Origin of the sequence: Mesorhizobium sp. M7A.F.Ca.US.005.03.2.1 (assembly GCF_003997795.1) — a bacterium.
Lineage (GTDB): Bacteria > Pseudomonadota > Alphaproteobacteria > Rhizobiales > Rhizobiaceae > Mesorhizobium > Mesorhizobium ciceri.
The window spans coordinates 1-13,136 of the sequence record NZ_RZRP01000077.1 but is presented as its reverse complement, the minus strand read 5'-3'; the positions used below and the strand labels follow the sequence as shown (position 1 = coordinate 13,136).

Here is a 13,136-nt window from a genome sequence, read left to right as displayed (position 1 = left end):
GTTGAGCGCATCCTCGAGCGCGCCGATCTGCTTGCGCAGCGCCGCGATCTGCTGGTTGAGTATCTCGACCTGGCTCAGCGCCTGCTGGCTGATCTGGCGCTGGCTGTCGAGTTCGCCGCCGAGCGCCGCTGCACGCTGATTGGCGGCGTCGCCGGCACCGGCACCTTGCGCCAGCAATCGTTCGAGCCGGCTCTTTTCCGCTTGCGCGGCCGACAGCGACGCCTGCAGATTGGCCAGGGAATCATCCTTGTCCTGCGCCGTCGAGCGCTCCAGCGCCAGCAGTTGGGTCAGTTCGTTGATCTGCGAGTTGAGGCGCGAGAGCGCCGTATCCTTGCCGGAGATTTCGCGTCCCAGCAGGAACTGCGCCAGCACGAAGACCGTGAGCAGAAACATGATCGCCAAAAGCAGCGTCGACAGCGCGTCGACGAAGCCCGGCCAGTAGTCGATGCGGCGATCGGTGCGCCGGCCCCTGGCGAGCGCCACTTCAGTGCACTCCGGGCTTCTTCAGGGCATCGGCGATCTTTTCCAGCGTGTTGCGCATCGCCTTCTGCTCGTCGGACTGGGCCTCGACCCAGTCGCGCATGATCTGCTGTTCCGAGCGCATATTCTTGACCAGGCCGGAAATGCCGTCGGCGAGATTGGCCATGGCGGTGGCGACGCGCGGGTTGGAGCCGCCGCCATTCTCCTGCATCGAGCGCAGCCGTTCCGACAGCACCCGGATCTCGTCGGAGGATTCGGTTTTGGCCGGGTCGGCGACGACGATGTCCGACGACAGGTCGGTGACCGAGGAAAGCCAGTTTTCCAGTTCGGTGTAGAAGCGCGTCTGGGCGCGGCCGGCCTGCAGGTCGAGGAAGCCGAGCACCAGCGAGCCGGAGAGGCCGAACAGCGAGGACGAGAAGGCGGTGCCCATGCCGGCCAGCGGCGCCGAAAGCCCCTGCTTCAGGGAATCGAGCACCGCGGCGGCGTCACCGGTGCCGGGATCGAGCGATTCGATGGTTTCGCGGATCGAGCCGATGGTGTTCAACAGTCCCCAGAAGGTGCCGAGCAGGCCGAGGAACACCAGCAGGCCGACGAGATAGCGCGAGGTGTCGCGGCTTTCGTCGAGGCGCGTGGCGATGGAATCGAGCATGGTGCGCATCGAACTGGTCGAGAAGGCCATCGCCGAGGAACGGCCGATCATCGCCTTCATCGGCGCCAGCAGCACCGGTTCGGTCGTCTCCGAGCCGGCACGGAAGGAGTTGACCCAGCGCACTTCGCGAAACAGTCGCCCAACCTGGGCGAAGGCCAAAAGGATGCCGACCACCAGCACGCCGACGATCAGGCCATTGAGGCCGGGATTGCTGCCAAAGGCGGTTGAGATCTGTCGGGTGAGGATGGCGGCGATGAAGGCGACGATGACCAGGAAGATCACCATGGTCAGCAGAAAGACCTGCGGGCTCGATAATTTATGCGGGTCGTAGATCAGGACATCAGAACGTCTGCCCATGCCGAAGGATCTGAGAAAAGCCATCCGTGCCCCGTTTCCGATGCCGCCGCCGATCACGTAAACCGCGACTCTAAACGGAATTGTGACCAAATTGAATGGCGCTTGGCAATATTGCCGCGTCGATAGTGTCAGAGGCGATTGATGACCAGACAGTCGACCATGGCGGCCAGATGCAGGCTGGCGCCGGTGACGACGAAACCGTGCCACAGCGCATTGTGGAAGCGCAGCCCCTTCCAGGCGAAGAAGATGACGCCGCAGGAGTAGACGATGCCGCCGGCAACGATCAGCGCTATCGATGTCGTCGGTAGCGTCTGGACAAGCGGCTTGACCAGGATGATGCCGCTCCAGCCAATGGCGAGATAGAAGCCGATCGCCAGCCGGTCGAAACGGCCGGGAAAGAACACCTTGACGGCAATGCCCAGCGCTGCCGCGGTCCAGACCAGCACGATCATCCAGCGCGCCAGCGGCGAGCCTTCGAGCTGCGCCAGGAAAGGCGTATAGGTCGCGGCGATCAGCAGATAGATCGCGGCGTGGTCGAAACGCCGCAACACCCATTTTGCCGGCGACGAGACCGGCCACAGATTGTAGGTCATCGACACCGAGAGCACGGTGAGCAGCGAAACCACGTAGAAGGCGGCGGCGATGTATTCGCCGGGTCCGACACGAAACGCCGCCAGCGCCAGCAGCGCGGAACCGGCCGATATCGCCAGCACGATGCCGACCGCGTGGACGATACCGTCAGCGATCATCTCGGCACGCGAATAGTGCCAGCGTCCGATGAACGGGATATCGGGGTAGGGTTCGTTGTCTCTCACTAAGCCGGGTTCCTGCGCCGCGCCCTCCAATCTGGGCGCTCGCCGGGCAGTATTTCAAGCTTCCGTTGCGGTTTTGCGACTGCGGCGCATCAGCGCGGCGGTTTGTCGGCGCGGCTTGCCTGTCAACGAGAGGAGAGCGGCTTCTTCACGACCTTGAGCAAAGCGCGCTGGATGATCTCGTTGCCGGCGACGACCGAAACGATGTCGAGCATGTCCTGGCCGCCATCCATGTCGGAGACGAAGCCGCCCGCCTCGCGGATCAAAAGCAGCCCGGCGGCGATATCCCAGGCAGACAGGCCGGTTTCCCAGAAGCCATCCATGCGGCCGGCAGCGACATAGGCGAGATCGAGCGAGGCGGAGCCGAGGCGGCGGACGCCGGAAACCTCGGCCATGACGTTGCGCAGCTCGACGAGGAAATTGCCGTGGTGGCCGCGGCCGAGATGCGGCATGCCGCAGCCGATGACCGTGTCGACCAGCTTGATGCGGCCGGCGACGCGCAAGCGGCGGTCGTTCATGAAGGCGCCGCCGCCGCGTTCGCAGGTGTAGAGTTCGTCCATCGCCGGATTGTAGATGACGCCGGCGACGATCTGGCCCTGGCGCTCCAGCGCGATCGAAACGGCAAAGAGCGGAATGCCGTGCAGGAAATTGGTGGTGCCGTCGAGCGGGTCGACGATCCAGCGATGCTGGCCGTCGTCGCCTTCGACCACGCCGCGCTCCTCCATCAGGAAGGAATAGCCGGGCCGTGCCTTGGACAGTTCGGCGAAAACGATGTCCTCGGCCTTGCGGTCGGCCTGGCTGACATAGTCGCCGGGGCCCTTCATCGAGACTTGCAGGTTCTGCACTTCGCCGAAGTCGCGCGACAGCGAGCGGCCGGCCTTCATTGCGGCCTGGACCATGACGTTGAGAAGGGCTGAGCGTGCCATAGTGCTTTTTCCCGGTGCTGCGCTTTAAATTCTGCCTCGATGCATGTCGGTGACCCGGAACCGGGCCACTTTTGGGCGACATGCGTCAGTCGGCGCGGCGCACGTAAGTGATTTCGTTGGTGTCGACGATGATGCGTTCGCCGGCGCCGATGAAGGGCGGCACCAGGACGCGGATGCCGTTCTCCAGGATCGCCGGCTTGTAGGACGATGCCGCCGTCTGGCCCTTCACCACCGGGTCGGCCTCGGTGATGGTCAGCGTCACATAGTCGGGCAGCGAAATGCCGATCGGTCGCTCTTCGTAGAGCTGGACCGTTACCATCATGCCGTCCTGCAGGAAGGCGGCGCGATCGCCGACGAAGTCCTTGTTCAATTCGAGCTGCTCGTAGCTCTGGGTGTCCATGAACACCAGGGCGTCTTCCTGCGCGTAGAGGAAGGAAAAATCCTTCAGGTCGAGCCGGATCTGTTCGACCGTCTCGGCCGAGCGGAAGCGCTCGTTGAGCTTGGTGCCGTTGATGAGGTTCTTCAGTTCGACCTGATTGTAGGCGCCGCCCTTGCCAGGCTTGACGGTGTTGGTCCTGACCGCCACCCAAAGGCCGCCATCATGCTCGATGACATAGCCGGGACGGATTTCGTTGCCATTGATCTTGGCCATGATGAGATGATCCGGAATGATGCCTACGGCCACGCCGTCGGTATGGGATGTTCGCTGGGAAAGCGATTTCGGGCTCCCAAGACCACAAATCGCCAGAAGAGGCAAGGGAGCGGGCAGGTTGCGACCAGGCAAGGGAGCCGGGGTTGCACTTGCAATGACCGTGAGAACCGCCGTCAAGGCAGTCGGTTGGCCTTCTGCAGCGCCTGCTTGGTTTGGTCGTCGTCCAGCCCCTGCAGGAAGTCGTCCATCTGCGGATCGATGAGGCCGGCGCGGCGGGCAATGATGTACCAGGCACCGGCAAGGACCAGGTCCGGATCGGTGCCGATGCCTTGCATATAGAGCTTGGCCAGGCGGTTCTGGGCGGCAACATTGCCGCCCTCCGCCGCCTGCTTCATCCAGCCGAAGGCGGATTTCAGGTCGCGCGCGCCGCCGCGGCCTTCGATCATCCAGGCGGCGAGATCGATTTGCGCGGTGTCGTAGTTCTGCCTTGCGGCCTGCGTCAGCAGGCGCCTTGCCTGGGCATCGTCGCGTGGCTTGCCGCCGACACCGTTGGCGTAGATCTGCGACATTGCATATTGCGCGTCCGCGAGGCCGGTCGCAGCGGCGCGTTCATAGTAGGAGACCGCCTTGGCCATACCGGCGTCGCCGGGGTCCTGCTGGACCAGCATCTGCGCGAAATTGAATTGCGCCAGCCGGTTGCCGGCTTCGGCTGCGGCCTGCATCAGGGCGTAGGCCTCTTTTCCATCCTTTTTGACATAGCGGCCGTCGAGCAGCATCAGCGCATACTGGAACTGCGATTCCGGCACACCCTGTTCGGCGGCCAAGGCGTACCATTTCGCCGCCTGCGCCGAATTGACCGGTACACCGAGACCTCGCGACAGGATCTCGGCCACCAGGGTCTGCGCCGCCGGGTCGCCGTTTTGCGCCCGGACCAATGCCAGATTGTAAGCTGTCTTGTAGAGGCCGCGCTGGAAGGCGCCATAGGCCGCGTCGGCGGGTTTTGCGCCGAAGCGGTCGGGATTGACGGCGTCGGCCGACGGCAGCGGCGCAGGCTCGGCCGTGGTGGCGGGCTGCGGCAACGGCTTGTCGATCGGCTTATCGGTGTGGACGCCGATTTCCGGCTTGGGCTGCGGCAAGGGGATGGTCTCCGCGGCCGCCGCCTGGACCATCAGCACCGCAAGCAGAGCCTGGAGGGGAAGCGTCGCCGATGACATTTCAGTCCTCGAAACGCGGCGCAGTCTCGTCGAGCAGCGCGTTGGCGGTGGCGACCGCTGTCCTGGGGTCGGTGCCGTCGGCGAACACGGCGCTCGACAGCGCCACGAATTCAGCGCCGGTGGCGCCCACGGCTTCGACCGAGGCGATGTCGGATCCGGCCATGACGATGCAAGGGATCTGGATCATGTCCGCCCACCATGCGCCGAGCGACAGGTTGCGCGGGTGCGGTTCGGGCTTGTTGTCGTAGCCGAAGCGGCCAAAGAAAATGTAGTCTGGCCGCGTCTCGCCAAGCTCGAGCGCGTCGTCACGCGTCTTGGCGCCTCCGGTGCCGACCATCATCTTTGCCTGGAAATGCTCGATCGTCTCGGCGAGTTCGGCCTTGGAGACTTCGACATGGATGCCGTCGGCCTGGACGCGGCCGGCTATGCGGGTGTCGCCGGCGATGATGACAGCAACGCCGGCGGCTTGCGCTGCCGGCACGATCCGTTCGGCGAAAGCCTGGAACGAGGCTTCATCCATGCCGTTCTCGGGCAGGATCAGCGAAGCGACATCGCCACCATCGAATGCCGTGACAATACGGGCCGCCGGCACGCCGGGCGGCACGATCAGCACGATGCGACAGCGATTGGGGGGCGTTGCTTCATTCATGGTTCTTCGGGTCCCGCGTTTCGCCTATGCCGGGCGAAGATGGTTGGATTGCGGCATAGAGCAAAGTGCCCGCCTTGAACAGGCGGGCAGCCGGGATCGCGATGTTTGATCCGCCGGGCAGCCGGCGGGCCGCTTCACTTGATCGGGTGCGGGCTCGCGACGGGCGGTTTGCCCTTCCACAGCGTCCAGCCGAGATTCATGCCGGCGGCGGCGATCAGGATGGCGGTAGCGCCGACGACCTGGCTCAGATGCAGCCGATGGCCGAAGGCGACGACGTCGACCAGGATGGCGACGACGGGATAGATGAACGACAGCGATCCCTGCAGATGCGTCGGCAGCTTCTGGATGGCGCCGTACATCAGTATGTACATCAGGCCGGTGTGGACGATGCCGAGCGTCGCCAGCATGGTCCAGCTCCAGGCATCGGCTGGAAGCCGGGATAGATTGGCGAACGGCGCCAGCATGACGACGCCGACGCAGACCTGGATCAGCGCAATCAGATGCGGTGGCGTGCCCTTGAGCTTCTTGGTGACGATGGCGGCGACGGCCCAGAAGAAGGCCGCGCCCAATGCCATGACGATGCCGGTGAAATAATCCGTGCCGGCCATGCCGGCATTGGGGCCGGCATCGGGAGCCGACTGCACGATCAGCACCATGCCGGCGAAGGCGATGGTCAGCCAGGTCAGCTTGGTCAGGCTCAGCCGCTCGGCGAAGAAGAGCGCGCCGAAGCCGACCAGCATGAAGGGCTGCGTGTTGTAGACGGCGGTGGCGATCGAGATCGACGCGCGCGAGAAAGCGCTGAACAGCAAAAGCCAGTTGACGACGATGGCGACGCCGCCGAGCGCGGCGATGCCGATGATGCGCAGCGACAGCCTGTTGCGCAGCAACCCCAGCCCGGCGCAGATGATGAGCAGCGTCAGCGCGCCGAAAGCGCAACGCCAAAACACCACATCCATGATCGGCTGGCCGGACAGGACGACGAACCATCCGATCGTTCCCAGGATGGCCATTGCGGCGGACATTTCGACCGTGCCGCGTACTGTCTCGTTCACAACAAACCTCCGTATCGGTTGAGCCGCCATAATCTCATGCGGTCGCGAAGCTTTCCATCAGATTGGAAAGGGCGTATGGCCTATTGGCCTAATTATATTAGGAGAAAGCTCCAAGCTGTCGGGAAAAGGAAAAAGATGCTGGACGATCTCGATCGAAATCTCCTTGAAATCCTGGTCAAGGATGCGCGGACCTCGCTGAAGGATCTGGCCGCCCAGGTCGGGCTGTCGTCGCCAAGCGTTTCGGAGCGGCTGCGACGACTCGAGGAGCGCGGCGTCATCCGGGCGTTCACCGTCGAGATCGATCCGCTGGCGCTCGGCTATACCTTGCAGGCGATCGTGCGCATCCGGCCTCTGCCGGGCAAGCTGCACATCGTTCAGAAGCTGATCGAGGACATCCCCGAATTCGGCGAATGCGACAAGGTAACGGGCGATGACTGCTTCGTCGCCCGGCTGTTCGTACGCTCGATCGGCGATCTCGACGGGATTCTCGACCGTATCGCCGACAAGGCGGAGACAAGCACCGCCATCATCAAGGCGCAGCCGATCCGGCGGCGGCCGCCACCGCTCGACGCGGCTGCTTCTCGGGATAGGGCAAAGGTCTTGCATGCCTCCTGATCGAGCCGGGTGGAAAGCCGATGGCCGCTTGGTTAGTGTGCCGACCAAATGAGACCGAGACTGTCATGGCGCAGAACATATACGACCGTGAGGATTTCTTCGCAGGCTACAGCCAACTCGGCCGTTCGGTCGAAGGGCTGGAGGGTGCCGCCGAGTGGCCGGCAACGCGCGCGATGCTGCCCGATGTCGGCGGCTTGAGGGTCGTCGATCTCGGCTGCGGCTTCGGCTGGTTCTGCCGCTGGGCACGCGAGCATGGGGCGGCGCAGGTGCTTGGCCTGGACCTGTCGGAGAAGATGCTTGCCCGAGCAAGGGCCGCCGGCCCGGATGCAGGGATAAGCTATGAGACGGCCGATCTCGATCGGCTCAGCCTGCCGGAAGCCAGCTTCGATCTCGTCTACAGTTCGCTCGCCTTGCACTATGTCGAGGATGTGTCGCGTCTGTTCGGGACCGTGTATCGGGCCCTGGCGCCTGGCGGGCATTTCGTCTTTTCGACGGAACATCCGATCTTCATGGCGCCGACCAAACCCGGCTGGGTGATCGATAGCGAAGGCCGCAAGACGTGGCCTGTCGATCAGTATCTGGTGGAAGGACCGCGCAGCACGGACTGGCTGGCCAAGGGCGTGGTGAAACATCACCGCACGATCGGCACCACGCTCAACGCTCTCCTGCAGGCCGGCTTCACCATCGCGCATGTCGAGGAGTTCCGTCCGACATCAGAGCAGATCGCGGCCAAACCCGAACTGGCGGAAGAGCTCGAGCGGCCGATGTTCCTGCTGGTCTCGGCGCGTCGGTAGGCACAGGCCTGCGTCGGCCCGCATGTGCGGCCGCCACGCTCATATTTGCTGTCGCTCCGCCCGACATTCTGGGCTATTCAAGCGTCGACACGCTTTCCCTCCGGACCAGTCCCCTCCCATGTCAGGCCTGCTTCTCGATCCGTGGTTCTATGCGGCCGCCATTCCGGCGGTCATTCTGGTCGGCCTGTCGAAGGGCGGCTTTGGCGGCGCCGTCGGTTTCGTCGGCGTGCCGCTGATGGCGCTGACCATGCCGCCGGTGCAGGCGGCGGCCATCCTGCTGCCGATCCTGTGCCTGATGGACATCGTCTCGGTGTGGACGTGGTGGGGCGTTTACGACCGCAAGATGCTGGTCGACATGATGCCGGGCGCCGTCATCGGCATCGGCCTTGGCTGGCTGACGGCGGCACTGGTGACCGAAGAGGCGGTGCGGCTGATCGTTGGCGCCGTCGCCATCATCTTCGTCCTGCGCTGGCTCTATCTGCAGTTCCGCCACGGCGCCGATCACGCGGCCGCGCCCAACCGCGTGGCCGCCGCCATCTGGGGCACGGTCGCCGGCTTCACCAGCTTCGTTGCCCATGTCGGCGGTCCGCCCTTCCAGGTCTATGCCTTGCCCATCCGTCTCGATCCGAAAGTTCTGTCGGGCACCGCAGCGATCTTCTTTGCCGCCACCAACGCGCTGAAGCTGGTGCCCTATTTCGCGCTCGGCCAGTTCGACACCGCCAATCTGACGGCATCGGCGGTGCTGATGCCGCTGGCGCCGCTGTCGACCATCGCCGGAGCGTGGCTGGTGCGCCGCATGCGGCCGGAAACCTTCTATCCCTTCACCTACGCAACCGTCGCGGTCGTGGCGCTGAAGCTGCTGTGGGATGGCATTGTCGGCCTGATGTAGAAAGGCCGCCGCGCAGCCGCCCCGTCATTAGGGGTCAGGCGGCGCTTGGCACCAGACGACGGTTGCCGCCAAAAGCCAGTGTCGCGCCGAACATAACGACCAGCACCATGCCGGCAAGGATGCCGATGTCATGCACGGTCGGTTTGAGCACCATGTCCGCAATGATCACCAGCATCACCGCATAGTCGAAACGTGCCGCGCTCATCATGCGCTGGCCGATGGCAAGAACCTCTGGCGTGACGCCCTCCTTGGCGATCATTGCGCCCATGCGCTCCCCGGTCGGCTTGAAGATGAACATGCCGATCGAAAAGGTCGTGGCGTATCCCGCCAGGCCGATGAGTACCCACAAATCGGAGAAGCCGACCCAGAACCAGCACATGATGAGGCCGAAGATCAGCGTCAGCATCGACATCGGCGCAAAGAACCTGCCGCCCAGCTGACCGCTGGCGCGCATTGCCTGCAGCTTTTCCTCGATGTTGCCCGCGCGCTCGGCAAGCATGCCCAGCAGGAACAGTACGAAGCCACCGCCGACCCACAGAATGGCGGTAGTGACGTGGAGGAATTTGACGATCGAGTACCAGTCCATGGGTTGCTCCTGCAGTGTCCGGTCAGGTTTGCGGCGGCGCCGATTTGCGCCGGCCGTCATAGGAGCGGGCGTTTAGCGTGGCGCCTGTTTCGGAACGATGTCGCGAAAAATCCGGCTCTGTTTCAGCTTACGGCCAACGCGCGAGGTCGCAGATTGTGAACGCATTATCTGATTTTCTGCTAATGTACGAATCGTCGGGAGGGGGTTGGCGCGACATCGTCTGGATACGCTGCCGATATCAGTGCGCCAATGCCGGGAGCCCGGTGGCGACAACAATCGCCTGACGATCAACCCATTCCCGCAAGCGGGAAAAGGCAATTCGGGGGACCATTATGCAAGGGATAGCACGGAATTTCTTCACGCTGGCCATCATCTATTCGCTGTGCGGCATGGCGCTCGGCCTGTACATGGCGATCAGCCAGGATCACGGCCAGATGCCGACCCACGCCCACACGATGGTGGCCGGATGGCTGATGTCGGCGGTCTTCGCCTTCTTCTACCATTTGTTTCCGGCAATCGGGCAGAAGACGCTCGCCACAGTTCATTTCTGGCTGACGGCGGTCAGCGGCATCGGCCTGCTGATCGGCCTCTATTTCCTGCTTGCCGGCAATGCCGCGATCGAACCGCTGGTGGCGGCCTCCTCGATGGGCTTCTACGCAGCCATGCTGCTGTTCGCCTTCATCGCCTTGCCGGCGGTCTGGAAGACCGCTTGAGCCGAGCCTAAGGGAAGGTGAGGCTGTGCCGGCGGTCTGGAAGACCGCTTGACCGAGCCTGACGCAGGAGGTGCTGTGCTGTTACGGCACAGTATGGCGGCGTTCGGTCAAAAAACATCCGCACCGTTAAGGCTTCATTAAGCTTTACAGGTGTTTACTATGTTCATCCAGTGATCTGGATTCTTACCGAGTGGTTGGAGCCACTTTGTTTGACGCCTCCCTGTTAAACTCCTGAGAGCCGCCTTATCCGCGGCTCTTTTTTTGTCTCGATTTCTCTTTTTTTGTCCGCACCCCAGGGGGGCCGCCCGACAGGGGTGCCGTTAACCTTCTGTTAAACATGTGCTTGCCTTCACCGGTGACGAAGCGCATTTTCAAGCTTCAGTCAGATAGGGTTCCGGGTGTATCGGCAGGGAGCCGAATCGGCCGGTTGCAAGTGCAGGGGCGTATCAATGAACGAGCCTTCGAAGGGCAGTGCGAAAACCGTCAAGCTGGCGGAACGCCGGGTTTTCTCGCAATCCTTCAAGCCGCTTTACCAGGAAGGCATGGGTCTGGTCGAACAGGCCGCCGAATATCTCGACGGCAAGGGCCGGGCCGAGGCGAAGAAGCTGTCGCGGCTGGCCGCCACGCTCTACGCGGCCGAATCGATGCGGCTGACCACCAGGCTGATGCAGGTTGCCTCCTGGCTGCTTTTGCAGCGCGCCGCCAATTCCGGCGAGATGACCCGTGACCAGGTGGCATCGGAAAAGTCCAAGGTGCGCCTCGACACCGCTTCCGCCCATGACGAAGCCGCCGGTTGGGCCGAACTGCCCGAGGATTTCCTCGACCTCGTCACCCGCTCGCTGCGCCTGCAAGCGTTGGTGCGCCGCATGGACGACGAGATCTATGGCTCCGGCGCCATGGTCGACATGCAACCGATGGCTCGCCGCCCCAACCCGGTTTCCGACCAGATCAGCCTGCTCAACACGGCTTTCGCTCGGGGTTAGACCGCGGTCCGCCTTCTGTTTCCGGTTTGTTCACATTTCGCTGGCATCGCTGTCCGCCGGAGGTAAACTCGGCAAATGGCGGAAGCGATTCGCATCATCGGTATCGATCCCGGGCTTCGGCGCACCGGCTGGGGCATCGTCGAAAGCCTCGGCAATTCGCTGCGCTTCATTGCTTCCGGCACTGTGAAATCAGACGATAAGGCCGCGCTGGCAACGCGGCTATGCCAGCTGCATGACGGGCTTGCCGAAGTCCTGCATGCCGCCATGCCGCACGAAGCGGCGGTCGAACAGACCTTCGTCAACAAGGACGCGGTGGCAACGCTGAAGCTCGGTCAGGCACGCGGCATCGCCATGCTGGTGCCGGCGCGTGCCGGCCTCGTCGTTGCCGAATATGCGCCTAACGCAGTCAAGAAAGCGGTGATCGGCGTCGGGCATGGCGACAAGAAGCAGATCCACATGATGGTGAAGGTGCTGTTGCCGAAAGCCGTCTTCGATACCGAACATGCCGCCGACGCGCTTGCCATCGCCATTTGCCACGCGCATCACCGGCAAAGCGTGGCTTACCGGATGGCGCTCGCTGGTTAGCGATGTTCTTGACTTGTTCGTCGGGTTGGAATAATCCTTACTTGTAAGAAAGGGGTGTTTCATGCGTGTGACGAGCAAAGGTCAAGTGACAATCCCACGGGATCTGCGGGAGACATTTGGGATTGGCGCCAACAGCGAAGTCATCTTCGGCATCGAGGGCGGCAAGATCACGATCACGCCGAAGCATGACAAGGGGCGGTTGGCCGACCGCGAAAGACTCGATCGTTTTCTTGCTGCGCTCGATCGGCTTGAGGGCAGCGGCGATCAGACAATGAATGCCGATGCCGTCATGGCTTTGACCCGGGATCGCTAATCTTGGCGACGCTTGTCGACACCAACGTGCTTGTCGATATCGCCGTTCGCGATCCCGTCTGGTCAAAGTGGTCGTGGTCCAAAATGGTGTCTGCCCTCGAGCAAGGCAGCCTGGTCATCAATCAGATTATCTACGCCGAGTTTTCGATGCGCTATGAGGCGATAGACGATGTCGATGATGCCTTGCCTGAAGACGAGTTCCGGCGCGAAAGTCTCCCGTTCGAGGCGGCCTTTGCTGCGTCGAGAGCGTTCTCGGTCTATCGGCGGTTGGGCGGACCTCGAGAGAAGGTGATGCCCGACTTCTTGATTGGGGCTCACGCTGCCATCCGAGGCTATCCCATTCTTACTCGCGATCCCGCAGGTTTCAGAAAGTACTTTCCAGATGTCGAGCTCATCACGCCCGATACTCATCCCTAACGGGGATTGCGTCCAATGATCGGCAAGCTCAAGGGCACGCTGGACGAGGTCGACGAGGATCATTGCCTCGTCGATATCCATGGCGTCGGCTACGTCGCCTATTGTTCAGCGCGCACGCTGGCGGCGCTGCCTTCGCCCGGCGAAGCGGTGGTGCTGTTCATCGAGACCTATGTCCGCGAGGACATGCTGCGGCTCTACGGCTTCCAGTCAGTGCTGGAACGCGAGTGGTTCCGGCTGCTGATGAACAATGTTCCCGGCGTCGGCGCCAAGGTGGCGCTGGCCATCCTGTCGACGCTGGCGCCGGCCGACCTCGCCAATGCGATTGCGCTGCGCGACATCGCCATGGTTTCTCGCGCACCCGGCGTCGGCAAGAAGGTGGCCGAGCGCATCGTCACCGAACTGAAGAACAAGGCGCCGGCCTATGCCGGAACCGCTTCGGGCACCATCGGCC

The 13,136-nt window shown here is 63.0% G+C and carries 17 protein-coding genes and 1 pseudogene; 9 read left to right on the top strand and 9 right to left on the bottom strand.

From position 1 onward, the window contains the following. The 8 genes and pseudogenes from EN991_RS06955 to EN991_RS06920 form a co-directional block, all read right to left on the bottom strand. Window positions 1–483: pseudogene (locus tag EN991_RS06955) on the bottom strand (peptidoglycan-binding protein); the annotation flags it as partial. Between the two features lies 1 nt (window position 484). Then, a complete protein-coding gene (locus EN991_RS06950) occupies window positions 485–1,510 on the bottom strand; it encodes a MotA/TolQ/ExbB proton channel family protein (protein ID WP_013529124.1) in 1,026 nt (341 codons plus the stop codon). 104 nt (window positions 1,511–1,614) lie between these two features. Continuing rightward, entirely contained in the window at window positions 1,615–2,301 is a 687-nt protein-coding gene (locus EN991_RS06945; protein ID WP_063170358.1) for a hemolysin III family protein, read from the bottom strand. A gap of 122 nt (window positions 2,302–2,423) precedes the next feature. Then, entirely contained in the window at window positions 2,424–3,224 is an 801-nt protein-coding gene (locus EN991_RS06940) for an inositol monophosphatase family protein (protein ID WP_127368441.1), read from the bottom strand. An 85-nt stretch (window positions 3,225–3,309) separates the two neighbouring features. Further along, complete coding sequence (gene efp, locus EN991_RS06935) at window positions 3,310–3,876, bottom strand: elongation factor P (RefSeq protein WP_013529127.1); 567 nt, start codon at window positions 3,874–3,876, stop codon at window positions 3,310–3,312. 173 nt (window positions 3,877–4,049) lie between these two features. Further along, entirely contained in the window at window positions 4,050–5,090 is a 1,041-nt protein-coding gene (locus tag EN991_RS06930) for a tetratricopeptide repeat protein (RefSeq protein ID WP_127366757.1), read from the bottom strand. A 1-nt stretch (window position 5,091) separates the two neighbouring features. Beyond that, on the bottom strand, window positions 5,092–5,739 hold the full coding sequence (locus EN991_RS06925) for a thiamine phosphate synthase (RefSeq protein WP_127368440.1): 648 nt from the start codon (window positions 5,737–5,739) through the stop codon (window positions 5,092–5,094). A 134-nt stretch (window positions 5,740–5,873) separates the two neighbouring features. Beyond that, window positions 5,874–6,791: a DMT family transporter gene (locus EN991_RS06920; RefSeq protein ID WP_027162529.1), complete on the bottom strand. Its 918-nt coding sequence runs from the start codon at window positions 6,789–6,791 to the stop codon at window positions 5,874–5,876. 135 nt (window positions 6,792–6,926) lie between these two features. Here EN991_RS06920 and EN991_RS06915 point away from each other — a divergent pair, with 135 nt between their 5' ends. The 3 genes from EN991_RS06915 to EN991_RS06905 all read left to right on the top strand — a co-directional run bounded on the left by EN991_RS06915 (window position 6,927) and on the right by EN991_RS06905 (window position 9,089). Further along, window positions 6,927–7,406, top strand: a complete 480-nt coding sequence (locus EN991_RS06915; RefSeq protein ID WP_127368439.1) for an Lrp/AsnC family transcriptional regulator — start codon at window positions 6,927–6,929, stop codon at window positions 7,404–7,406. A 65-nt stretch (window positions 7,407–7,471) separates the two neighbouring features. Beyond that, window positions 7,472–8,200, top strand: a complete 729-nt coding sequence (locus EN991_RS06910; protein WP_127368438.1) for a class I SAM-dependent methyltransferase — start codon at window positions 7,472–7,474, stop codon at window positions 8,198–8,200. A gap of 118 nt (window positions 8,201–8,318) precedes the next feature. Continuing rightward, window positions 8,319–9,089 (top strand): sulfite exporter TauE/SafE family protein, encoded by a 771-nt coding sequence (locus EN991_RS06905; RefSeq protein ID WP_064995914.1) that lies wholly within the window; start codon window positions 8,319–8,321, stop codon window positions 9,087–9,089. 34 nt (window positions 9,090–9,123) lie between these two features. On the opposite strand, the gene EN991_RS06900 is transcribed toward EN991_RS06905, so the two are convergent. Beyond that, window positions 9,124–9,675 (bottom strand): DUF2269 family protein, encoded by a 552-nt coding sequence (locus EN991_RS06900; RefSeq protein WP_064995913.1) that lies wholly within the window; start codon window positions 9,673–9,675, stop codon window positions 9,124–9,126. 332 nt (window positions 9,676–10,007) lie between these two features. Here EN991_RS06900 and EN991_RS06895 point away from each other — a divergent pair, with 332 nt between their 5' ends. The 6 genes from EN991_RS06895 to ruvA form a co-directional block, all read left to right on the top strand. After that, entirely contained in the window at window positions 10,008–10,388 is a 381-nt protein-coding gene (locus EN991_RS06895) for a hypothetical protein (protein ID WP_013529135.1), read from the top strand. A 449-nt stretch (window positions 10,389–10,837) separates the two neighbouring features. Next, the gene (locus tag EN991_RS06890) at window positions 10,838–11,371 is read left to right on the top strand and encodes a DUF1465 family protein (protein ID WP_013529136.1); all 534 of its coding nucleotides are present in this window, start codon (window positions 10,838–10,840) and stop codon (window positions 11,369–11,371) included. 75 nt (window positions 11,372–11,446) lie between these two features. Continuing rightward, window positions 11,447–11,956, top strand: coding sequence for a crossover junction endodeoxyribonuclease RuvC (gene ruvC / locus EN991_RS06885; RefSeq protein ID WP_013529137.1), 510 nt, complete (start codon window positions 11,447–11,449; stop codon window positions 11,954–11,956). Between the two features lie 61 nt (window positions 11,957–12,017). Beyond that, window positions 12,018–12,269, top strand: coding sequence for an AbrB/MazE/SpoVT family DNA-binding domain-containing protein (locus EN991_RS06880; protein WP_013529138.1), 252 nt, complete (start codon window positions 12,018–12,020; stop codon window positions 12,267–12,269). A gap of 2 nt (window positions 12,270–12,271) precedes the next feature. After that, complete coding sequence (locus EN991_RS06875) at window positions 12,272–12,685, top strand: type II toxin-antitoxin system VapC family toxin (protein ID WP_013529139.1); 414 nt, start codon at window positions 12,272–12,274, stop codon at window positions 12,683–12,685. A 15-nt stretch (window positions 12,686–12,700) separates the two neighbouring features. Then, window positions 12,701–13,136 (top strand): Holliday junction branch migration protein RuvA (gene ruvA / locus EN991_RS06870; RefSeq protein ID WP_127368437.1); only part of this gene is annotated, 436 nt, incomplete at its 3' end.